This is a genomic window from Flavobacterium cucumis (assembly GCF_900148835.1).
Classification (GTDB): domain Bacteria; phylum Bacteroidota; class Bacteroidia; order Flavobacteriales; family Flavobacteriaceae; genus Flavobacterium; species Flavobacterium cucumis.
This window is the reverse complement of the sequence record NZ_FRYK01000003.1, coordinates 227,955-251,892: the sequence shown is the minus strand read 5'-3', so window position 1 is coordinate 251,892 and position 23,938 is coordinate 227,955. Positions and strand designations below refer to the sequence as shown.

Below are 23,938 nucleotides of genomic sequence, written 5' to 3'. Positions count from 1 at the left end.
AGGATTTTTTTTAACATAAAATATTTATTTTCCGTTGCCACGACCATTTCCATGATTTCCCTTCCCTTTATGATGGTGGTGTTTATGATGGTGTTTTTGTTTCTTTACTTTATACTTTGTTTTATGTGAATAATTATAGCGCTGGGGTCTATCTCCATAAAAATCCAATTCAATTTGAGTACTTCTACCAAGGTTAATTCCAATAAAAATAGAGGGAACTCTTGTACTTATTGACCATTTTCCATTACTAAAATAAATATAAGTGCCTCTTTGCATGTCATAATACATGTTTTGGTCTGGAAAATAGACATGTCTTGTTTTCGCTCTATAACCATGGGCAGGAGCCCAAGGCGGCGGTCCTTGAGAAAAAACATCAGTAGGTATCACCAACAAAAAGACTAAAATCAAAGTTCCTATAAGGGCTGAAATTCTTTTAGTTGCATTCATAATATTTCATTTTAATTAGTTTGTTAAAATGTAAATATACAATAATGTTGCCAAAATGATTCTTTTTTGTAAAAATGTTTCCTAATGGCAACTCCTGCTTCTATTTCACTATTATTTTTTGGGTAGTAGATTCAAAACCACTTGAAACTTTAACCAAATACATTCCAGCACTTAAATCCAATTTGATTTGGGTTTCGCTCTCCACGTTTTCAGTTTGTATTAATTGCCCCGTTATGGTATAAATTTCTATTTTTGATTTTCCTTGTAATCCTGAAACAATTAAATAATCAATTGCTGGATTAGGATACACCACAACCTTACTTTCTTCAGGAGAAACTGTTGACAAAGTAGCGGACCAAGGTTGTCCAAAATTTGCACCAAATATATAGTCGGCTAAACTAGGATAATCCACAAAAGGGTTTCGATTCATTTGCCAAGTGTAAATATAATTGTTACGATTCATTTCAAAATCATCACTAGGGTCTGTTGTATTCCAAGTTAATAGAGTAGCTAAATCGCCTATTATTTTATTACCCGAAGTGTCTGTAGGATTCCCATTAACCAAATTCAATCCATTGTAACGGACAGCCATATAAAATAAGGCTCTTGCAACATCGCCTCTCCATTTACCTTGCGTTCCAACGGGGCCATTGTAATCTAATGGACCAAAGTCTTTATTACTTTTTACCCCATTTTCTGTCCCATCTTCTGCATGAATATGATGTGCGTCTGCATGAGCGGCTAAAATATCATCAGCATTTGTTGGTAACCAAATACTAATACCATCTGCTGTTGAAGAAGTACCTCCTGAAAATCCTCCCCTAGATTGAGCAAAAACATGCTCTCTAACCCACTTTCCAGTCCCACTACTTTCCGTCTGCTGGTCTAATTTAGCTTTTGGAGCTTCCACATAATGCATCCAAACTTCATTACTGTTCGCTGGATTTTGGTCGGCTATTCTTAAAATATCCCATATATCACCATAACTGTGAGCTCTAACAACTGTTGGATTAGCAATAATATCTTGAAGCGCTTGCTTTAATGCATTACCCGATAACCCCTCTAATGAATCATAATAGCCTGATGGAATGGTGGGTGTTACTAATCCAAATGTAGGATTTAAAGGAGTTCCATAAGATTGTACAACAAAATTAGCATCATAAACTCGGTAAATAATATTGTTATTATTAGCTACATAACCAAATGGTAACGATTGAAAGACTAATTTCATTTCTTCATCTCCCTCATCTAAACCATCATCAATAACATTTATTCCTGTTTGACCAGTAGTTTGACCAACTGGAATAGAAACGGTTAATCCTCCAGAAAAATCAGTCATATTAAAATTTCCATTGTCTAATGTGAAATTGAAAATCAAAGGCTCATTTTGGACAGGTTGACTTGTTGTAAAAATAAAGTTAAATCCCTCTCCTTCTCTTATAGTTGAAGTGGATGTTGTAACCGATATCGTATTTAAAACAATTCCACTTCCATCGTTATTAACACCAGGAGTTGGTAATTTCACTTCATATGTACCATCGTTTTTTCTTTGTATAGAATGTATTAATCCCTGGCCATTCTCATTTTCATTAGTACAAACCGTAATGCCTAATATCGACATTAAATTTACAGGATTGGCATGTGAATTTAAAGATTTGTGCGCTACTGCATCAATCAAATTTGTTGTGGTGGCAATTGTTCCTGGTTGCACCGCAAATTGAAAATCTGCTGCATTTCCTAAATATAAAGCCACAACATCTGGACCGTTTTGAATTCTACCGTTTGAAAAAGTTCCCACAGGTGATGGTGTAACCAAACTATTTCCAAAATGAGCAATTCCATTGATATCTGTTGTAAACCCATCTAAATCATAAGCATAATAACAAGAAGAATTGGTTTCATTAAAAAAAACCAAAACATAACCGTCTAAAGAAAAATTTGGAGTAGTAGATTTTAATTCTACAAATTCATATTGATCCGTTCCATCCATGTCGGAATCAATCTCATTGATCACAACTGTTTGAGAAAAGCCAAAAAATCCAATAAAAAACAAGAAAAAACCAAGTAATTTTTTAATCATAACAATCTATTTTTATCAAAACTACGAATATAAAACCAACATTAGCCTAAGTTTTAAAATTTTAACCCTCGTTTTTGTGCTATTGTACGAGTATTTTTATATTTTCGAAATTTATAAGCAACCTATTGTAGGTTTGGTCATCTGAATAGTAAATTATTGTATCTCTTGAAACTTATATTACAACTTTCTTTTTTATTTTTCTCTCATTTGATGGTGGCACAACATTCATCAAAGATGGAGGTTAGGGTAAATTTAGAAGAAAAAACCCTTTTAATTAAACACGTTTTAACTTACAACAACGCTTCAAACGACACCTTAAAGCACATTGTTTTAAACGATTGGAACAACGCTTACTCCTCTAAAACATCTGCTTTAGCTAAAAGATTTTCAGATGAGTTTTCAAGAAGTTTTCATTTATCAAGCGAAAAAGAAAGAGGAAAAACCACAATCAATGCTATTGTGGATGATAATTTTAAAAATGTAGATTGGGAACGACCAAGAAATAGTATCGATTTAATTAAAGTTACCTTAAACGCTCCTATTCTTCCTTGTTCTATGGAAACTATTACGCTATTTTATTCGATTAAAATTCCGAATGCAAAATTCACTCGTTTTGGATTTTACGATGATGATAAATGGGTTTTAAAACATTGGTTTTTATCCCCAACACGCTACGAAAATAAGCATTTTATCTTGTACAGTAATGAAAATCTAGACGACATCTCCAATGCTTTATCCGATTATGAAATTACATTTGAAAATGCAGATAATTTAGCAATATCAAGTAATTTAGACTTTAAAAATCAAAAAACCTTAATTGGTATAAATACACATGAAGTTTCTTTAATTTTAGAAACGAAGAGCAGCTTCGAAAATTACAAGAACGAACTGATCACGGTTAGCTGTGGTTTACAAGAAAATAAAGTACGTGAAATTGAAAAAGCGATAATCATTGACAAAGTAACTCGTTTTGTGCACTCCAAACTTGGAAATTCACTTTCCTCAAAAATCTTGGTATCACAAGAAGACTATCTCAACCAGCCCTTTTATGGATTGAATCAATTACCAGGTTTTTTGAGTCCCTTTCCTGATGAATTTATGTTCGAATTGAAGTTTTTAAAAACCTTTTTAAACAATTATCTAAAAGATAACTTACAATTAAATCCAAGGAACGACCAATGGATTTATGATGGAATTCAAGTTTTTCTCATGATGAAATATATTGATGAACATTATCCAAACCTTAAAATGACAGGAAATTTAGCTCAGTTCAAAATTTTAAAATCCTATCATTTCATAAACCTCCCGTTCAATCAACAATACAATTATTTGTATATGTTAATGGCAAGAAAAAATCTAGATCAAGCTTTAAGCGAACCCAAAAACAAATTAATCAAATTTAATGAACAAATATCGAGCCGCTATAGAGCGGGACTTAGTTTGAATTATCTAGATCAGTACCTCGGTGATGGCATTGTGCTGTCGAGTATAAAAGAATTCATTCAAGCAAATCATTACACGGCATCCAATTCGCGTCAGTTTGAAACTATTTTAGAGAAAAATTCACCCAAAAAAATAGATTGGTTCTTCAGAAATACAGTTGAAACCAGAGAACTAATCGATTATAAATTTGGCAAAGTGACTAAAACACAAGATGCTATTACAATAAATATTATTAACAAAACCAAAACAAATGCCCCTATTTCACTTTATCAATTAAAAAACAATGAAGTAATCAATAAAATGTGGCTTACTAACATTACTAATGATTCTACAATAGTAATACCCAGATTGCAAGCAGATAAAATTGTACTGAATTACAATAATGAAGTTCCTGAATACAATTTGAGAAACAACTGGAAATCTTTGAAAGGTTTTTTCTTTAACAATCGCCCATTAAAATTCAATTTTTTCAAAGATTTAGAGGAACCTTATTACAATCAAGTTTTCTATGTCCCTGAAGTTGAATTTAACATCTATGATGGAATAGCTTTAGGAATGAGAATTAACAATAAATCCATATTAAATAAGCCTTTTACTTTTAGTTTTTCGCCAATGTATTCAAGTAATACCAATACTTTAGTAGGAAAAGTATCAGCAATGGTGGAAGACAATATTAGAGAAAAGGGAAAGCTTTATAATATTCGTTATTTTGTTTCGGGAAGTCGCTTTCATTACACAACTGATGCTTTTTATACCAATATTGTTCCCGTTATACAATTTCGATTTCGTGATGAAAATTTAAGAGTCAACAAAAACGAATTCATCCAACTTAGACAGGTTTATGTCAAAAGAGATAAATCACCATTAATCACAGATGCTAATACTGAAAATTACAATGTATTCAACGCTAGATATGGTAATTATCAATCAGAGGGGACCAAACACTTCTCTTTCACAAATGATTTACAAATAGCCAATTCGTTTGGAAAAGTTACTGCTGAAATTCATTACAGAAAGCTATTTGAAAACAACAGACAAATCAGTTTACGCTTTTTTGCAGGAGCATTTATGTTCAGAAGTACTAATTCCGATTATTTCAGTTTTGGATTAGACCGCCCAAACGATTATATGTTTGATTATAATTTATTAGGAAGAAGTGAAACAACTGGAATATATAGCCAACAATATGTTTATGCAGAGGGTGGATTCAAATCTAAATTGGATACCCGATTTGCTAATCAATGGATGACGACTCTTAATGGTACCTTTAATATTTGGAATTGGATTCAAGTTTATGGCGATGCGGGTATGTTTAAAAATCAGTATTCAAATCCAAAATTCGTGTTCGATTCTGGCCTACATCTTAATGTTGTTCCAGACTATTTCGAACTTTTTTTACCCATTTACTCCTCTAACGGACTCGAATTAAACACGAATAATTATGGCGAAAAAATTCGTTTTGTAGTCACACTGAGTCCAAAAACCTTAATTTCACTATTTACAAGAAAATGGTTTTGATAGTTTTTCAATTGTTTACTTAAGAATTCAATAACAAAAAAAGCTTTTTTAGTGAATTCATTGCGTTTTTAAAACCAAAACCTTTGATAATTTAACAATAATTAAAAAAATATACTACTAACTATTGTTTTATAATTCGTTTTAATTAAATTTGTTGCATACACAATTTTGCAAAAAAGCTTATGAAAACAGAATCAACATCGGAAATAGTTTCTTTTGAAGATTTCAAACAAGAAGTGATTAACGATTATAAAATAGCTCGAATCAGTAGAGAATGTAGTCTTCTTGGACGAAAAGAAGTACTAACAGGTAAAGCAAAATTCGGAATCTTTGGAGATGGTAAAGAAGTGCCGCAATTAGCATTAGCAAAAGCGTTTCAAAACGGAGATTTTCGTTCTGGATATTACCGCGACCAAACCTTTATGATGGCAATAGGCGCAATGAATATCGAGCAATTCTTTGCTGGATTATATGGTCACACCGATATTAATTTTGATCCAATGAGTGCTGGTCGTCAAATGGGCGGTCACTTTGCAACCCATTCCTTAGATGAAAACGGTAATTGGAAAAACTTAACCCAACAAAAGAACTCGAGTTCAGACATTTCTCCTACCGCTGGACAAATGCCGCGATTGTTAGGATTGGCTCAAGCTTCAAAAATATATCGAAATGTTTCCGGTATCAACCAAACGAACTTTTCTGAAAACGGAAATGAAGTCGCTTGGGGGACTATTGGAAATGCTTCCACTTCTGAAGGTTTATTCTTTGAAACTATTAATGCTGCTGGTGTTTTACAAGTTCCAATGGTCATGAGTGTTTGGGATGATGAATACGGAATTTCAGTCCATGCGCGTCATCAAACTACAAAAGAAAACATTTCGGAAATCTTAAAAGGTTTCCAACGTGATGAAGAAAATAACGGCTATGAAATCTTACGCGTAAAAGGTTGGGATTATCCTGCTTTAGTAGAAACATATCAAAAAGCATCGAAAATTGCACGTGAAGAACACGTACCCGTATTAGTTCATGTCCAAGAATTAACACAACCACAAGGTCATTCTACTTCTGGAAGTCACGAACGCTACAAAAATGCAGAACGTTTGGCTTGGGAAGCCGAATTTGATTGTTTAGCTAAAATGAAAACATGGTTGATTGAAAACAATATCGCTACTTTAGAAGAATTAGACGAAATCGACAATCAAATTAAAAAAGAAGTTTTAGAAGGTAAAAAAACAGCTTGGACCAATTTTACGGCTCCTATCAAAGCAGAACAACAGGAATTAGTTGGCTTATTAAATACTATCGCTTCACAAAGTGAAAACAAAGTATTTATCGAGAAGATAGCTAATGACGTTGCCGCAATTAAAGAACCGATACGTAAAGATATTTTAGTAGCTGCTCGTAAAGTGTTACGCATGATTATTAAAGAAAATTCTCGTGCTACCTTAGCTAGCTGGATAGCCAATTATACGGATAAAATTCAACCTAAGTTTAGCGCTAACTTGTTTTCACAATCAAGTATGGCAATTAAACACGTGAAAGATGTATCGCCAACTTACGATGTGGCTGCTGAAGAAGTAGATGCGCGGTTAATTTTAAGAGATAATTTTGATGCCATTTTCTCTAAATATCCTGAAACGTTAATTTTTGGTGAAGACTCTGGAAACATTGGTGATGTTAATCAAGGTTTGGAAGGCATGCAAGAAAAATACGGAGAGTTGCGCGTTGCAGATGTTGGAATTCGTGAAGCTACGATTTTAGGTCAAGGAATTGGAATGGCAATGAGAGGATTGCGTCCAATTGCTGAAATTCAATATTTAGATTATCTGTTGTATGCTATTCAAATCATGAGTGATGATTTAGCTACATTACAATACCGAACAGCGGGCCGTCAAAAAGCACCGTTAATCATTAGAACTAGAGGACACCGTTTAGAGGGTGTTTGGCATTCTGGTTCTCCAATGGGTATGATTATCAATGCCATCAGAGGAATTCACGTTTTGGTTCCAAGAAACATGACCAAAGCTGCAGGTTTTTATAATACACTATTAGAAACAGACGAACCTGCTTTAGTTGTAGAATGTTTGAACGGTTACCGTTTGAAAGAAAAAATGCCAACGAATTTGGGTGAATTCAAAACACCAATCGGAGTGGTTGAAACGATTAAGGAAGGAACTGACATTACATTGGTTTCTTACGGTTCAACTTTACGCTTAGTAGAACAAGCAGCAAATGAATTAGAGTCTGTTGGAATTAGCGCTGAAATTATAGATATCCAATCGTTATTACCTTTCGATATCGATCACGACATTGTAAAATCGGTAGCGAAAACAAATCGTTTACTAGTAATTGACGAAGACGTTCCTGGTGGAGCTAGTGCTTATATTTTACAAGAAATTGTGGAAAATCAAAATGCTTACAAACATTTAGATAGTGCTCCGCAAACCCTAACAGCTAAAGCACACCGCCCTGCTTATGGAACCGATGGTGATTACTTCTCAAAACCTTCTGCAGAAGACATTTTTGAAAGAGTATACGCGATTATGAATGAAGCAAACCCAACAAAATATCCAAGTTTATATTAAATAATTTGGTTATTTAAAAATTAATTAGCAATATTTGCATCATACAATTAAAAAAATGATTTCAATTTTAAACAATACTTGGTGGTGGTCTAACTTACGTCAAACGTCGTGAGCGAAACCTGCTATAGTATCATTTAAACCAATACATAGAAAAGGCTTGTCAATCACGACAAGCCTTTTTTTTTGCAACTAAAATAATTATGAAAAAGTATCAATTAAAATCCTATTACAAACAAATTCTTTCCGACACCATTACGCCGGTGAGTATTTACTTGAAAATTCGAGACAAATATCCAAACAGTATTCTTTTGGAGAGTTCTGATTATCATGCAAGTGATAATAGTTTCTCCTATATCTGTTTTCATCCAATTGCCTCTATAACCGTGGAAAACAATCAAATTGAGACCACTTTTCCTGATGGATTTTCAGAAATCATCCCCATCGACGCTACCGTTAACGTAGCTAGAGAGATTGAAACTTTTTCAAACCAATTTCAAACAGAAAAATCAGATTTCAAGTTTATTACACAAGGCTTATTTGGCTACATCGCTTATGATGCGATTCAACATTTTGAAAAAGTTTCTATTGCAAAAAAGGGAACAGAAAATGAAATTCCTGAGATTTATTATGCGGTATATCAAAATATTATTGCAATCAATCATTTTAAAAATGAAGCTTATATTTTTTGTCATAGCTTGGAAGGACTGAATAATATTCCCGAAATTGAACAACTCCTTCAAGCGAAGAACTTTGCTTCTTTTTCTTTTCAAAAATCAGGTAGTGGAACTTCTAATTTAACAGACGAAGATTTTAAAAACTATGTTTCATTAGCTAAGAAACACTGCTTACGTGGTGACGTATTTCAATTGGTTTTATCCAGAAGATTTTCACAAGATTTTAAAGGAGATGACTTCAATGTATACCGTGCTTTACGCAGTGTAAATCCTTCACCTTATCTATTCTATTTTGATTATGGAAATTTCAAAATATTCGGATCCTCTCCAGAAGCCCAATTGATTATCAAAAATAAAAATGCCGAAATTCATCCAATTGCGGGAACATTCAAGCGTACAGGAAACGACGAGCAGGATGCAGAATTAGCAAAAAAATTAGGAGAAGATGCTAAAGAAAACAGTGAACACGTTATGTTAGTAGACCTTGCAAGAAATGATTTAAGTAGAAGTTGTAACGAAGTGAAAGTGGAAAAATACAAAGAAGTTCAGTTTTTTTCTCACGTAATTCATTTGGTTTCTAAAGTTTCAGGAAGACTAAAAGAAAAACATTCGTTTATGGAGTTAGTTGCCAAAACATTTCCTGCAGGAACCTTAACCGGTGCCCCAAAAGTAAAAGCCATGCAGTTGATTGAAAGTATTGAAAAAACCAACAGAAGTTTCTACGGAGGTGCCATAGGAGTATTAGATTTTGATGGCAATTTCAATCACGCTATTATGATTCGCTCGTTTTTGAGTAAAAATCATACGTTACATTGTCAAGCCGGAGCAGGAATTGTAGAAAGTTCCTCTGAAGAAAATGAAATGCAAGAAGTATACAACAAATTAGGCGCTTTGCAAAAAGCCTTAGATTTAGCTGAAAACATATAAAATGGTTTCAAGTTTCAGGTTAATTAGAACTTGAAACTTGAAACAAAAAACTGAAAAAAAATATGAAAATAGCAGTTATCGATAATTACGATAGTTTTACCTACAATTTAGTCCACTATTTGGAAGATTTGAATGCTACAGTAACCGTTTTTAGAAACGATGAATTTGAATTACAAGAGTTGGAAAAATTTGATAAGATTCTACTTTCGCCCGGACCAGGAATACCTGATGAAGCAGGATTACTAAAAGACGTTATTAAGAAGTATGGTTCAACTAAAAGTATTTTCGGCGTTTGTTTGGGATTACAAGCTATTGGTGAAGTTTTTGGAGGACAATTAACCAATCTTGAAAAAGTATATCACGGTGTGGCTACTAAAGTCACTAAAACTGAAGATGATTTTATTTTCAACGACTTACCAAATACGTTTGAAGTAGGGCGCTACCACTCTTGGGTAGTTTCCAGCCAAAACCTTCCAACCGATTTGATCATCACTTCCACTGATGATAACGGTCAAATTATGTCTATGAAGCATGCCTATTACAATATTAGAGGCGTACAGTATCATCCAGAGAGTGTATTAACACCTCATGGGAAAAAGATTTTAGAGAATTGGCTTTTGAATTAGGAAGAAATAATAAGTAATAAGTCAATAAAAGCAATCCAATGAAAAATATATTAAATAGATTAATCAATCACGAAATCTTGACCAAAGAAGAAGCTAAAGAAGTTTTAGTTAACATTTCTTCGGGAAATTACAACCAAAGCCAAATCGCATCCTTCATGACTGTTTATATGATGAGAAGTATCACTATTGAAGAGTTGGCAGGGTTTCGTGAGGCATTATTGGAATTATGCCTACCAGTAGATTTTTCAGCTTACAACACTATTGATTTGTGTGGTACAGGAGGTGATGGAAAAGATACTTTTAACATTTCTACTTTAGCTTCATTTATTGTTGCTGGCGCTGGAATTAAAGTTGCAAAACACGGAAATTATGGCGTCTCATCTATCTCAGGCTCGAGTAATGTGATGGAAAAAATGGGCGTTAAATTTACTAATGATTTTGATTTTCTTACTAAATCCATAGAAGAGACCAATATTGCAATTTTACATGCTCCTCTCTTCCATCCAGCTATGAAAAATGTGGGACCTATCCGTAAAGAATTGGGTGTAAAAACTTTTTTCAATATATTAGGTCCTATGGTAAACCCATCATTTCCAAAAAACCAAATGGTAGGTGTTTTTAGTTTAGAATTGGCGAGAATGTACGCCTATTTATATCAGAACACCTCTACCAACTACTCTATTTTACACGGATTAAGTGGTTTTGATGAAATCTCATTAACCGATGAAGTAAAAATTATTTCAAATGCGTCTGAAAAAATTCTAAAACCAACAGATTTCAAGCTTTCACAACACACCTTAGAAATGATATCGGGTGGGAAAACCATCGAAGAATCCGCAAAAATTTTCTATACTATTATTTCTGGTAAAGGAACAAAAGCACAAGAAAATGTGGTTTGTGCTAATGCTGCTATCGCGATTCAAACCGTAGAAAAATCAAATTATGATGAAGCTTTAGCAAAAGCACAAGAAAGTTTAGCCAGCAGAAAAGCATTTGAAAAGCTAAAAAAATTAATAGAAATCAGTAACTAAAGTAGTACAGCTAAACCAAGGCGAGGACTAAAAAAACAAGATTCCGCTCCATCAGACACAAAAAATATAAACTATGAACATTTTAGATAAAATAATTACCGATAAAAAAAGAGAGGTAATCTTAAAGAAAAGCATCATCCCAGTCGCACAATTAGAAGCTGCAGCTTTGTTCAACTCTCGAACTTATTCTTTGAGTAAATTGTTAAAAAACAGTGCTTCAGGTATTATAGCAGAACACAAGCGTCGATCTCCATCTAAAGCTGTAATAAATAATAGTCATACTGTAGAAGATGTGGTTTTAGGATACCAAAATGCGGGAGTATGTGGGATCTCTATATTAACAGATACGAAATATTTTGGAGGTAGCTTAGAGGATTTATTATTAGCAAAAGCTACTGTCAATATCCCATTATTGCGAAAAGAATTTATAATAGACGAATATCAAATTTTAGAGGCTAAAGCACATGGAGCAGATGTAATTTTATTAATTGCTGCTGTTTTAACCCGGGAAGAAATTAAAACACTATCTGAATTTGCTCAAAGTTTAGGATTAGAAGTCTTATTAGAAGTTCATAATTTAGAAGAATTAGAAAAATCGATCATGCCAAGTTTGGATATGATTGGGGTAAACAATCGAAATTTAAAAACTTTTGAAGTGCGTTTGGATTACAGTAAAGAACTTGCATCAAAAATTCCAGACGAATTTGTAAAAGTTTCGGAAAGCGGAATTAGTTCAGTTGAGGCGGTAAAAGAATTGCAACAATATGGATATCAAGGATTTTTAATGGGAGAACACTTTATGAAAACTGAAAATCCAGGTTTAGAAGCGCAAAATTTTATAAAAGAATTAAGGGTATGATAAAAGTGCAACTAAAGATTTGCGGTATGAAGTATGCCGATAATATTCAAGATATTATCGCTTTAAATCCTGAATACATTGGATTCATTTTTTGGGAAAAATCAAGCCGCAATATGACGATAAAAACCCTACCTGAAATTCCCAATACCATTAAAAAAGTTGGTGTATTTGTTGATGCAACAATTGAGGAAATAGGTTTAAAAATAGATCAATATCAGCTTGATATCATTCAACTTCACGGTAATGAAAGTGTGGGATTTTGTGAAGCTTTAAAACAATACAACATCAAAATAATAAAAGCTTTTTCCGTTGATAACTATTTTGATTTCAGCACCTTAAAAAGATACACACCCCATGTTGATTATTTCCTTTTTGATACCAAAGGAAAGTTACCAGGGGGAAATGGCATAATTTTCAATTGGAAAATATTAGAAAATTACACCTATGAAAAGCCTTTCTTCTTAAGCGGTGGAATAGGAAAAACTGAAATTGATGCTATAAAAAGTTTCTTAAAAACAGATGTGGCCAAAAGATGTGTCTCAATTGATGTGAATAGTCGATTTGAAACAAGACCTGGCTACAAGAGCGAAACAAAACTGAGAAAATTTAAAAAATTGCTATATGAAAACTAAGTATAATGTTGACGAAAACGGGTTTTACGGCCAATTTGGAGGTGCTTTTATTCCTGAAATGTTGTATCCCAATGTAGAAGAATTAAAAGAAAACTATTTAAAGATTATGGCCGAATCTTCTTTTCAAGAAGAATTCAATGATTTATTGCAACAATTTGTTGGACGACCTACTCCGCTGTATTTTGCCAAACGCTTATCCGAAAAATACAACACTAAAATCTACTTGAAGCGAGAAGATTTATGTCACACTGGAGCACACAAAATTAACAACACGATCGGACAAATTTTAGTAGCAAAACGTTTAGGCAAAACCCGAATCATTGCGGAGACTGGTGCTGGCCAACACGGAGTTGCTACTGCTACGGTTTGTGCTTTAATGGGATTGGAATGCATTGTCTATATGGGCGAAGTTGATATTAAAAGGCAAGCGCCAAATGTAGCGCGCATGAAAATGTTGGGCGCAGAAGTTCGTCCCGCAACTTCAGGTTCGAAAACACTGAAAGATGCTACTAACGAAGCAATTCGCGACTGGATTAACAACCCGATTGATACGTTTTACATCATTGGCTCTGTAGTGGGTCCACATCCATATCCAGATATGGTGGCACGTTTTCAAAGTGTAATTTCTAAAGAAATTAAAACCCAACTTTTAGCTCAAGAAGGCAAAGAAAATCCAGATTATGTAATTGCATGTGTGGGTGGTGGTAGTAATGCAGCTGGGGCTTTTTACGAATTTTTAGAGGAAGAAGCGGTAAAACTTATTGCAGTGGAAGCAGCTGGACATGGCGTTGATTCTGGTGAAAGTGCAGCAACTTCCGTTTTAGGAAAAATTGGGATTATTCATGGAAGTAAAACTTTATTAATGCAAACGGAAGACGGACAAATCACAGAACCCTACTCTATTTCTGCTGGATTAGATTATCCGGGAGTTGGGCCACTTCATGCCCATTTACATGACACAAGCAGAGCCGAGTTTATTGCCATTACGGATTCTGAAGCGATGCAATCCGGATTAGAAATATCAAAAACAGAAGGAATTATTCCAGCAATTGAAACAGCTCATGCCTTTTCGGTTTTAGATAAAAAACAATTCCTACCAACTGATATCGTAGTCATCAACTTATCGGGAAGAGGCGATAAAGATTTGAATACTTATATTGATTATTTTAAGTTTAGTGAATAGTAATAAGTGAAAAGTGATTAGCCAAAATAAATAACATGAACAGAATCAACCAAAAATTACAAGAAGATAAAAAACTGCTTTCGATTTATTTCACAGCAGGATTTCCAAAACTAAACGACACGGTAACCATAATTCAAGAATTAGAGAAAAATGGCGTGGACATGATTGAAATTGGTTTACCCTTTTCCGATCCCTTAGCTGACGGTCCAACTATTCAAGAAAGTTCTACAATTGCCATTGAAAACGGCATGACGACTTCACTCCTATTCGAGCAATTGAAAGACATTCGAAAATCGGTTCAAATCCCTTTGATAATTATGGGTTATTTTAATCCGATGATGCAATTCGGAATAGAGCAATTTTGTCAAAAATGTGCCGAAGTAGGAATTGATGGCTTAATCATTCCTGATTTACCCTTATATGTTTACGAAACCGAATACAAAGCTATTTTCGAAAAATACCATTTGAAAAACATCTTTTTGATTTCGCCCCAAACTTCGGTTGAGCGCATTCAACAAATCGATGCCATTTCAGATAGTTTTATTTACATGGTGAGTTCGGCTGCCGTTACAGGAAGTCAATCTGGTTTTGGTTCTGAACAAATGGAGTATTTCAAACGAATTTCCAATTTAAGTTTGAAAAACCCACAAATTGTTGGTTTTGGAATTAAAGACGAAGAATCATTTCAACAAGCTACGCAACATCAAAAAGGAGCGATTATTGGAAGTGCTTTTATCAACTTCTTGAAGGAAAATCCGATTTCAGACATTTTAAAATTTATCAATAAAATTAAATAAAATTAAGAAAGTTCATAGTAATTTTTTGTAAATTGTAACTTTTTGTAAAAGTAATCGTATAATTACAAAACCAACTGACAACTATGAACTTTCTTGAACATTACGAGCCACTACTCAAGGCTTTTTGGTACATTGCGTTACCGGTGAGTATCTTTTTTCTATTACAAACCATTTCCACTTTCATTGGATTGAGCGGTTCTGAAACCGATGCCGATACTGATGGAGGGGATGGCGACATGCCATTTGAATTGTTTACCCTTCGCAACTTAATCAACTTTTTATTGGGATTTAGTTGGACTGGAATTTCGTTTTATCAATCAATTGAAAACAAAACAATGCTAATTGGAATTTCGGTTTTAGTCGGAATTCTTTTTGTGGCTGTTTTCTTTTTTTTAATCAAACAAATTTTAAAACTTTCGGAAGACAATAGCTTCAAAATTGAAAATACTATTAATAAAACAGCTGAAGTATATTTAACCATTCCCGAAGCTAAATCAGGGAAAGGAAAAATTCAAATCAGTGTGAATGGTTCGTTTCATGAATTGGACGCTATCACCAATTCATCTGAAAAATTGGCGTCAGGCAGTGCTGTAAAAGTAGTAGCTGTAGCGCACAATTTAGTTATTGTAGAAAAAATCTAATCCTTTATTTATATGACACAAATCATTATTATTGTAGTAGCCGCTTTTGTGCTATTCGTTACTTTCGTGACCTTAATTTCGCGTTACAAAAGATGTCCTTCAGACAAAATTTTAGTTATTTATGGAAAAACGGGTGGCACATCAGCTAAGTGTGTTCACGGTGGCGGAGCTTTTATTTGGCCAGTAATTCAGGATTATTCATTTTTAGATTTAAAACCAATTTCAATTGAAGCGAATTTAACTAATGCGCTTTCTCGTCAAAATATTCGTGTAGATGTTCCGTGTCGATTTACTATCGCAATTTCAACAGAAACAGATAGTATGAATACAGCTGCTGAGCGTTTATTAGGTTTAGCACCAGAGCAAATTCAGGAATTGGCAAAAGATATATTATTTGGACAATTGCGCTTGGTTATCGCAACCATGACAATTGAAGAAATCAACTCGGATAGAGATAAATTCTTAGATAACATTTCGAAAAACGTAGATTCGGAACTAAAGAAAATTGGTTTAAAGTTAATCAACGTTAACGTTACCGATATCAAAGACGAGTCAGGTTATATCGAGGCTTTAGGAAAAGAAGCAGCTGCAAAAGCGATTAACGAAGCGAAAATTTCGGTTGCTGAGCAAGAGAAAATTGGGGAAACTGGTAAAGCAATGGCGGATCGTGAAAAAGACGTTCAAATTGCGGAAACACATAGAGATCGTGACGTTAAAATTGCGATTACCAATAAAGATAGAGAAGTAAGTATTGCGGCTGCCTTCAAAGATGAAAGTATCGGAAAAGCAGAAGCACAAAGAGATACACGTGTTGCTACTTCAGAAGCAAATGCAATTGCAATTCAAGGAGAAAATGAGGCAAAAATTGCCATTGCACAATCGGAAGCTGCTAGACGTGAAAAAGAAGCAGAGGCCTTACGCATTGCTTTAGCATCTGAGAAAGTACAACAAGCAAAAGCATTAGAAGAATCGTATGTTGCCGAACAAAAAGCAGAAGCGGCTCGTGCTGAAAGAGAACGTTCCACACAAAATGCGAATATTGTAATTCCGGCAGAAATTGCGAAACAAAAAGCCGTTATTGATGCACAAGCTGAAGCGGAGAGAATTAGAGTACAAGCAAAAGGAGAAGCCGATGCGATTTTTGCAAAAATGGAAGCTGAAGCAAAAGGTTTGTATGAAATCTTAACGAAACAAGCAGAAGGTTACCGAGAAGTCGTAAGTGCTGCTGGTGGTGATCCAACAAAAGCCTTCCAATTGTTATTAATTGAAAAATTACCAGAATTGGTTAAAACTCAAGTGGAAGCCGTTAAAAACATCAAGATTGATAAAATCACGGTTTGGGATTCTGGAAATAATACCGATGGCAATGGTTCGACTGCGAATTTCGTTTCTGGAATGATGAAAACCGTTCCGCCATTAAACGATTTATTTAATATGGCTGGGTTAAATTTACCCACGTATTTAAAGGGTGAAGATATGCCAAAAGATGCTTCAAGTTCTACGGAAGTTATTCCAACTGAAGAAGTAAAATAATTTTAGAACTTATAATATTAAATCCCAAATTTGTAATGAATTTGGGATTTTTTTATACCTCATTTATCTTGTAAAAACCAAAGTATTCCCTTTACTTAAATTGGCATCAAAAGCATAACCTTCATAGTTAAAACCTTTCAAATCTTCAATGGTTTCAGCATTCGTATCGATTATGTAGCGCACCATTAAACCTCTTGCTTTTTTGGCGAAGAAACTAATCATTTTCAATTTTCCGTCTTTGTAATCTTTGAATTCTGGAGTAATGACTGGAACTTTTAATGCTTTAGTGTCAACCGCACTAAAATATTCGTTGCTAGCTAAATTTAGAAATAATTCCTCTTTAGAAAGTTCTTTGTTTAAAGTATCCGTTATGGTTTTCTTCCAGAATTCGTATAGATTTTTCTTGGTTCCAATAGCAATAGAAGTTCCCATTTCTAAGCGATAGGGTTGCATTAAATCTAAAGGTTTTAGAAGTCCGTACAAACCCGAAAGGATGCGCAATTTTTCTTGTAAAACAGCTACTTTTTCTGCTGGTAACGAATACACATCTAATCCTGTATAAACATCCCCATCAAAAGCATACACCGCTGGGCGAGCATTTTCAGGAGAAAAAGGAATACTCCATTCTTGATTGCGTTGCCAATTTAATTCGGCTAACTTTTCAGAAATATCCATAAGCGCCATCAATTGCTTAGGCTTTTGTTTTTTTAAAGTTTTTTGAATGGTTTCGGATTTTGATAAAAAATCGGGTTCGGTATAGTTAGAAATTGGTAAAGGGCTCTCGTAGTTTAGCGATTTTGCTGGCGATATAACAATTTTCATGATTTATTTTTTCTGTTTTTCAAAAATACGAAAATATTCAACTTTTGGTTTATCCTATTAATAAGAAATAACTATGGCAGGATAAGATTTTCTTAAAATAGAAATTCTGGAAAACAAAAAAGCCTTGCAAATGCAAGGCTTTTTGTGATCGCGCCAGGATTCGAACCTGGGACCTACTCATTAGAAGTGAGTTGCTCTATCCAGCTGAGCTACGCAACCTAAAATTATTATCGTCGGGGTGGCAGGATTCGAACCTGCGGCCTCCTGCTCCCAAAGCAGGCGCGATAACCGGGCTACGCTACACCCCGCAAAATCAAAAAAGCGGAGAGACAGGGACTCGAACCCTGGCGACGGTTACCCGTCGACAGATTAGCAATCTGCTCCGTTACCACTCCGGCACCTCTCCTATTTTCTTGTAAGAACTTATCTTTTTTGCGGTTGCAAATGTATACTTTCATTCTTAATTATACAACAATTTCAACAGTTTTTTTAAATATATTTTTCAATTCTATAAAAAAACGCTTACAATCAACACGATAGCATTTTACTAAAATCAATATAAAATTAGTAATATCAAAATAATAAAGGACTGCAAGCTAGAATATCAACAAAAAGCTTACCGCAATTCGAATAAAAATAGTAAATTCGCAATTCAAATAAAAAACCTATTTATCATGAATAAAAAAGTAGTTATTGTTTCTGCCGTTAGAACTCCAATAGGAAGTTTCATGGGAGCTTTATCTAGTGTACCTGCTACAAAATTAGGTGCTGCTGCCATTAAAGGCGCTTTAAATAAAATCAATTTAGACCCTGCATTAGTTGACGAAGTATTAATGGGTAATGTTGTTCAAGCTGGAAACGGACAAGCGCCTGCTAGACAAGCTGCTTTATATGCTGGTTTATCAGAAAGTGTAGCTTGTACTACTGTGAATAAAGTTTGCGCAAGCGGGATGAAAGCTGTAATGCAAGGTGCGCAAGCTATCATGGCAGGTGATGCTGAAATCGTAGTTGCCGGGGGTATGGAAAACATGAGTTTGATTCCTCATTATGTTCACTTAAGAAATGGCGTAAAATTTGGACCAACCTCTTTAGTGGATGGAATGCAGAAAGACGGACTTACTGATGCTTATGACAACAACGCTATGGGGGTTTGTGCGGACTTATGTGCGTCAGAACACAATATCTCAAGAGAAGAGCAAGATAACTTCGCCATTCAATCCTATGAGCGTTCAGCAGCTGCTTGGGAAGCGGGTAAATTCGATACGGAAATTGTTTCTGTCGAAGTACCTCAAAGAAGAGGAGATGCTATTATTGTTACTAAAGACGAAGAATTTACTAATGTAAAATTAGACAAAATTCCTTCATTAGCCCCTGTATTTACTAAAGACGGAACGGTAACTGCTGCCAATGCCTCAACTATTAATGATGGTGCTGCAGCTTTAGTACTTATGAGTGAAGAGAAAGCACAATCGCTAGGATTAAAACCTTTAGCTTATATTAAATCTTATGCGGATGCGGCGCAAGAACCAAAATGGTTTACTACAGCACCAGCAAAAGCATTACCAAAAGCATTAGACAAAGCGGGAATCGCAATCTCGGATGTCGATTTCTTCGAATTTAACGAAGCCTTTTCGGTTGTAGGATTAGCGAATGCAAAAATTTTAGGACTAGATAATAGCAAAATTAATGTTAACGGTGGAGCCGTTTCTTTAGGTCATCCTCTAGGATGTTCTGGAGCGAGAATTATCGTTACTTTAATAAGTGTATTAAACCAAAATAATGCTAAGATTGGTGCAGCTGCTATCTGTAATGGTGGTGGAGGTGCATCTGCTATTGTAATTGAAAGAGCATAATTTATAACTTTTATGAATGGTGAATTTTGATTTTTAACTACATTTGTAATTAAATTCTTAATTCACCATTTTTATTCTGACCCAACATGTTTGGAATTTGTAATTTAGCCATAGTACCCGTTAGAGCAGAAGCCAGTGATAAAAGCGAACAAGTGACGCAATTGTTGTTTGGTGAGCACTTCAAAATTTTAGAAATGACCGCCAAATGGATTCAGGTGGAATTGGCATTTGACAATTATATTGGATGGATAGACGCGAAACAATATCAAACCATTTCAGAAGAACAATATGGTATCTTAAATGACATTCCAATAGTACTAAATGCAGATTTAGTGGAATACATTACTACTCCAAATAATCAATTAACTTCTATCACATTAGGCGCTTCATTATCCTTTTTAGATAATGAAGAAATCAATACCAATAAATATAGTTTTGAAGGTATTAAAATTTGTGGTCAAAAGCCAAAATCAGAATTGGTTAAAACGGCATTCATGTATTTGAATAGCCCTTATTTATGGGGTGGGAAAACGCCTTTTGGAATTGATTGTTCTGGTTTTACGCAAATGGTTTATAAATTAAACGGTTACTCGCTTTTAAGAGACGCATCGCAACAAGCGAGTCAAGGAGAAGCTTTAAGTTTTATTGAAGAGAGCGAACCTGGTGACTTGGCTTTTTTTGATAATGAAGAAGGAAACATCATACACGTAGGCATTATGATGGAAAATAATTATATCATACATGCCTCTGGAAAAGTTCGTATAGATCGTTTAGATCATCTAGGGATCTACAATGCTGAAGTAAACAGACATACCCATAAACTTAGGGTAATCAAAAAAATCATCTAATACTATTTACCTCTCCTCTAAACTTAATAATAATAGTTGGGCTGTAGCTTCATTGGTTGCCAAAGGTACATTGTGTACATCACAAATTCTGATTAACATATTGATATCGGCTTCATGAGCATGACTGGAATTCGGATCTTTAAAAAACAACACCATTTTTGTTTTTCCTTCTGCCACACGAGCAGCAATTTGAGCATCTCCCCCTAGAGGTCCAGAAAGCATCTTCTTTACTTTAAATCCCGCTTTTTCGGCTCTACTTCCAGTGGTACCAGTTGCAATGATTTTGATGTTTTCTTTTAAAAGAAGGTTTTTATTTTTATTTAAAAACTGAACCATGTCGGCTTTTTTACCATCATGGGCTATTATTGCGATTTCCATTGTACTAAATTTCTAAACAAATATAAAATAAAAAATCCCAAAACATTTTTTTGTTATGGGATTTAGAATTATTTATTCATGATATGATAAGCAATTAATCCATCAATAGGTCTACGCAATACATTTCCAATTTGGATCTTGCGCTTCGATAGGATTTCGGTTAGTTCATCTTTTAAATAAAAAGCTATTGAACCAACAAAATGAACAGGAACTTCCTTACAATTGTCAAATTGTTCTATATAATTTTCTACAAAACTCTCCATTTCTTTACGGATGAACTTTTGACAAAATTCGGTATCTTTATGCTTAATTAGAAACTTTGCAAAAGTAGCTAAATACGCATTTGGATTAGGCTCTTTGTACAAATTGTGTTTGATATAATCGGCATCTACATTATACTCTTCTTCAAACTCTACTGCCAACTCTTTAGGCATTTTATTAAAATAATACCCTCTTAATAAATGGCGCCCAAAACGATTTCCTGAGCAATCATCCATTGCAATATACCCTAATGATTGTACTTTTTGATGCAACACTTTTCCATCAAAATAACTGCAATTTGAACCGGTACCTAAAATACAAACAATCGCTTCACTATCCTTAGGTGTAGTAGCATAAACAGCAGCATAAGTATCTTCATGAACTACAACTGTAGCGTTTTTAAAATAATATTGAAAAACATCAGAGAGAAACGTTTTCATTCTGTCCGTTCCACAACCAGCGCCATAAAAGAACAAATGGGTTGCTTTGTGCTTGTTGTGAGAAATATCAAATTTATCATCTAAGCGAGCTATAATTTCTTCTCTATCTAAAACTTCTGGATTTAGACCTAAAGTTTGTGTTGTGAATAGTACTTTTCCGTTATCATCAATAGCAATCCAATCGGCTTTGGTAGATCCACTGTCAACTAATAATTTCATATTTTTAGCGTATAAAAAAAGAGCAAAGAAAATAACCCTATTTATTTATAATTCTTTGCTCTTTGCTTTTTATTTTAAACCAGCTACATGAACTGATAAATCAATTAATTTACTTGAATATCCGTATTCGTTATCATACCAAGATACCAATTTGAAAAAAGTTGAATTTAATCCAATCCCTGCTTTTGCATCAACTACAGAAGTTCTTGCGTCTCCTACGAAATCTTGAGAAACAACATCGTCTTCTGTAAAACCTAAAATTCCTTTCATTTCATTTTCAGATGCCTTTTTCAAGACAGACATAATTTCTTCGTAAGATGTCTCTTTAGCTAATTTAACTGTTAAATCTACAACTGATACATCTACGGTTGGCACACGAAACGACATTCCTGTCAATTTTCCGTTTAAAGCTGGAATCACTTTTCCAACAGCTTTAGCTGCTCCAGTTGAAGATGGAATAATATTTACACTAGCTGCGCGTCCCCCTCTCCAATCTTTTCGCGATGGTCCATCTGCCGTTAATTGCGTAGCTGTAGTAGCATGAACTGTAGTCATTAACCCTTCTACTATTCCAAAATTATCATGAATTACTTTTGCTAATGGCGCCAAACAGTTGGTTGTACAAGAAGCATTAGACACAATGGTATCCGTAGCTTTTACTTCGTTGTGATTTACCCCCATTACAAACATAGGAGCATCGGCAGAAGGAGCAGAAATAACCACCTTTTTAGCTCCACCATCAATATGAGCCTGAGCCGTTTCTAAAGTTGTGAAAATTCCGGTACACTCAGCAACTACATCAACAGCTACCGCTTTATCATCCCATCCAATAAGTTTTGGATCTTTCTGAGCAGTAACTCGAATCCATTTATCGTTAACAAACAATTTGCCGTCTTTCACTTCTACTTTACCATTAAAACGACCATGAACCGAATCATATTTTAATAAATAAGCTAAATGTTCAACATCTAATAAATCATTTATAGCAACAACTTCTACATTATCTCTATTGAACGTTTCTCTGAAAACAATTCTCCCGATTCTTCCGAATCCGTTAATTCCTAATTTTACTTTTGACATTTTATTATCTTTAATTTACATTTTATTATGATGATACGATATCAGATACTTTAACCAATTCCATATCGATTTCACTTTGTCCTTTAATAGCTTGTTCTAAAGGTGTTAAGGTTACTTTATCTTGATTTAGACCAACCATAAAATTTGATTTTCCTTCCAATAAAGTTTCTACCGCTTTCACCCCTAATCTTGAGGCTAGAACTCTATCGAAACAAGATGGGGAACCTCCTCGTTGCATATGTCCCAAAACCGAAACACGAACGTCATATTCTGGCATATTCTCTTCGATATAGTCTTTCAACTCAAAAACATTTTTACCAATTTTATCCCCTTCAGAAACTACGACGATACTTGAAGTTTTTCCCGAGTCCTTACTTCTTTTTAATGATTCTACTAAACGCTCTAAACCAAAATCTTCTTCGGGAATTAAAATTTCCTCTGCTCCTGCCCCAATTCCGGCGTTTAATGCTATATGTCCAGCATCTCTACCCATTACTTCAACAAAAAATAATCTGTTGTGCGAATTTGCTGTATCTCTTATTTTATCAATAGCATCAATAACTGTGTTTAATGCGGTATCGTATCCTAACGTGTGACTTGTACCATAAATATCATTATCAATTGTACCTGGTATTCCAATCACTGGAAACTTATATTCCTCATTAAAAATTTCTGCTCCAGTGAAACTACCATCTCCACCAATTACTACAAAAGAGTCAATTCCTGCGGCAGTCAAATTATCATAAGCTAACTTTCGTCCTTCTTTTGTTCGAAAATCTGCCGAACGCGCTGATTTTAAAATAGTTCCCCCTTTATTGATGATATTTTTCACATCACGCGGTCCCATATCTTTAAAGTCCCCCTCAATCATTCCTTGATACCCTCTGTAAATACCAACACATTCTACATTGTAATAAGCGCAAGCTCTAACTACTGCACGAATGGCAGCATTCATTCCAGGTGAATCACCACCTGATGTTAAAACACCAATTTTTTTAATTTTTGAAGTCATTTAATTGATTATTTATGTAAAGTTAACAAACGAAAATTGAAAAAAATAA

At 34.4% G+C, this 23,938-nt stretch carries 20 protein-coding genes and 3 tRNA genes; 13 read left to right on the top strand and 10 right to left on the bottom strand.

All coding sequences use genetic code 11. The features are described 5' to 3' along the window. Positions 1–24: 24 nt before the first annotated feature. Complete coding sequence (locus tag BUE95_RS10005; RefSeq protein ID WP_073584030.1) at positions 25–447, bottom strand: hypothetical protein; 423 nt, start codon at positions 445–447, stop codon at positions 25–27. 100 nt (positions 448–547) lie between these two features. After that, a complete protein-coding gene (locus BUE95_RS10000) occupies positions 548–2,527 on the bottom strand; it encodes an endonuclease (RefSeq protein WP_073584029.1) in 1,980 nt (659 codons plus the stop codon). A gap of 165 nt (positions 2,528–2,692) precedes the next feature. Here BUE95_RS10000 and BUE95_RS09995 point away from each other — a divergent pair, with 165 nt between their 5' ends. The 11 genes from BUE95_RS09995 (at position 2,693) to BUE95_RS09945 (ending at position 16,976) form a co-directional block, all read left to right on the top strand. Then, positions 2,693–5,488 carry a gluzincin family metallopeptidase gene (locus tag BUE95_RS09995; protein ID WP_084530268.1) on the top strand — a complete coding sequence of 932 codons (2,796 nt, stop codon included), beginning with the start codon at positions 2,693–2,695 and terminating at the stop codon, positions 5,486–5,488. 182 nt (positions 5,489–5,670) lie between these two features. Continuing rightward, a complete protein-coding gene (locus BUE95_RS09990; RefSeq protein WP_073584028.1) occupies positions 5,671–8,073 on the top strand; it encodes an alpha-ketoacid dehydrogenase subunit alpha/beta in 2,403 nt (800 codons plus the stop codon). A 200-nt stretch (positions 8,074–8,273) separates the two neighbouring features. Further along, positions 8,274–9,674 (top strand): anthranilate synthase component I family protein, encoded by a 1,401-nt coding sequence (locus tag BUE95_RS09985; RefSeq protein ID WP_073584015.1) that lies wholly within the window; start codon positions 8,274–8,276, stop codon positions 9,672–9,674. A 62-nt stretch (positions 9,675–9,736) separates the two neighbouring features. Then, positions 9,737–10,300: an anthranilate synthase component II gene (locus tag BUE95_RS09980; RefSeq protein WP_073583989.1), complete on the top strand. Its 564-nt coding sequence runs from the start codon at positions 9,737–9,739 to the stop codon at positions 10,298–10,300. A 38-nt stretch (positions 10,301–10,338) separates the two neighbouring features. Beyond that, a complete protein-coding gene (gene trpD, locus BUE95_RS09975) occupies positions 10,339–11,331 on the top strand; it encodes an anthranilate phosphoribosyltransferase (protein WP_073583987.1) in 993 nt (330 codons plus the stop codon). 73 nt (positions 11,332–11,404) lie between these two features. Then, on the top strand, positions 11,405–12,190 hold the full coding sequence (gene trpC, locus BUE95_RS09970) for an indole-3-glycerol phosphate synthase TrpC (RefSeq protein ID WP_073583984.1): 786 nt from the start codon (positions 11,405–11,407) through the stop codon (positions 12,188–12,190). Next, complete coding sequence (locus tag BUE95_RS09965; protein WP_073583981.1) at positions 12,187–12,822, top strand: phosphoribosylanthranilate isomerase; 636 nt, start codon at positions 12,187–12,189, stop codon at positions 12,820–12,822. The genes trpC and BUE95_RS09965 overlap by 4 nt, the downstream gene beginning before the upstream one ends. Beyond that, on the top strand, positions 12,812–14,005 hold the full coding sequence (gene trpB / locus BUE95_RS09960) for a tryptophan synthase subunit beta (RefSeq protein ID WP_073583977.1): 1,194 nt from the start codon (positions 12,812–12,814) through the stop codon (positions 14,003–14,005). The genes BUE95_RS09965 and trpB overlap by 11 nt, the downstream gene beginning before the upstream one ends. A 35-nt stretch (positions 14,006–14,040) precedes the next feature. After that, entirely contained in the window at positions 14,041–14,802 is a 762-nt protein-coding gene (gene trpA / locus BUE95_RS09955) for a tryptophan synthase subunit alpha (RefSeq protein WP_073583974.1), read from the top strand. 83 nt (positions 14,803–14,885) lie between these two features. Continuing rightward, the gene (locus BUE95_RS09950; RefSeq protein ID WP_073583970.1) at positions 14,886–15,443 is read left to right on the top strand and encodes an NfeD family protein; all 558 of its coding nucleotides are present in this window, start codon (positions 14,886–14,888) and stop codon (positions 15,441–15,443) included. A gap of 12 nt (positions 15,444–15,455) precedes the next feature. Then, complete coding sequence (locus BUE95_RS09945; protein ID WP_073583966.1) at positions 15,456–16,976, top strand: flotillin family protein; 1,521 nt, start codon at positions 15,456–15,458, stop codon at positions 16,974–16,976. A 63-nt stretch (positions 16,977–17,039) separates the two neighbouring features. On the opposite strand, the gene yaaA is transcribed toward BUE95_RS09945, so the two are convergent. The 4 genes from yaaA to BUE95_RS09925 all read right to left on the bottom strand — a co-directional run bounded on the left by yaaA (position 17,040) and on the right by BUE95_RS09925 (position 18,204). Further along, positions 17,040–17,798 carry a peroxide stress protein YaaA gene (yaaA, locus tag BUE95_RS09940; RefSeq protein ID WP_073583961.1) on the bottom strand — a complete coding sequence of 253 codons (759 nt, stop codon included), beginning with the start codon at positions 17,796–17,798 and terminating at the stop codon, positions 17,040–17,042. A gap of 145 nt (positions 17,799–17,943) precedes the next feature. Further along, a tRNA-Arg gene (locus BUE95_RS09935) sits at positions 17,944–18,017 on the bottom strand. Between the two features lie 14 nt (positions 18,018–18,031). Continuing rightward, positions 18,032–18,106: transfer RNA gene (locus tag BUE95_RS09930), tRNA-Pro, on the bottom strand. A gap of 14 nt (positions 18,107–18,120) precedes the next feature. Next, positions 18,121–18,204, bottom strand: a tRNA-Ser gene (locus BUE95_RS09925). Between the two features lie 268 nt (positions 18,205–18,472). Here BUE95_RS09925 and BUE95_RS09920 point away from each other — a divergent pair. After that, positions 18,473–19,651 carry an acetyl-CoA C-acyltransferase gene (locus tag BUE95_RS09920; RefSeq protein WP_073583959.1) on the top strand — a complete coding sequence of 393 codons (1,179 nt, stop codon included), beginning with the start codon at positions 18,473–18,475 and terminating at the stop codon, positions 19,649–19,651. Positions 19,652–19,737: 86 nt separating this feature from the next. Continuing rightward, positions 19,738–20,499, top strand: coding sequence for a C40 family peptidase (locus tag BUE95_RS09915; RefSeq protein WP_073583957.1), 762 nt, complete (start codon positions 19,738–19,740; stop codon positions 20,497–20,499). Positions 20,500–20,505: 6 nt separating this feature from the next. Here BUE95_RS09915 and BUE95_RS09910 read toward each other — a convergent pair whose 3' ends face one another. From BUE95_RS09910 to pfkA, 4 genes are all read right to left on the bottom strand, one after another. Next, a complete protein-coding gene (locus tag BUE95_RS09910) occupies positions 20,506–20,877 on the bottom strand; it encodes a methylglyoxal synthase (protein ID WP_073583955.1) in 372 nt (123 codons plus the stop codon). A 68-nt stretch (positions 20,878–20,945) separates the two neighbouring features. Further along, on the bottom strand, positions 20,946–21,797 hold the full coding sequence (locus BUE95_RS09905) for an N-acetylglucosamine kinase (RefSeq protein WP_073583953.1): 852 nt from the start codon (positions 21,795–21,797) through the stop codon (positions 20,946–20,948). 69 nt (positions 21,798–21,866) lie between these two features. Next, entirely contained in the window at positions 21,867–22,877 is a 1,011-nt protein-coding gene (gap, locus tag BUE95_RS09900) for a type I glyceraldehyde-3-phosphate dehydrogenase (RefSeq protein ID WP_073583951.1), read from the bottom strand. Positions 22,878–22,902: 25 nt separating this feature from the next. Next, positions 22,903–23,889, bottom strand: a complete 987-nt coding sequence (gene pfkA / locus BUE95_RS09895) for a 6-phosphofructokinase (RefSeq protein ID WP_073583949.1) — start codon at positions 23,887–23,889, stop codon at positions 22,903–22,905. Between the last annotated feature and the right edge of the window lie 49 nt (positions 23,890–23,938).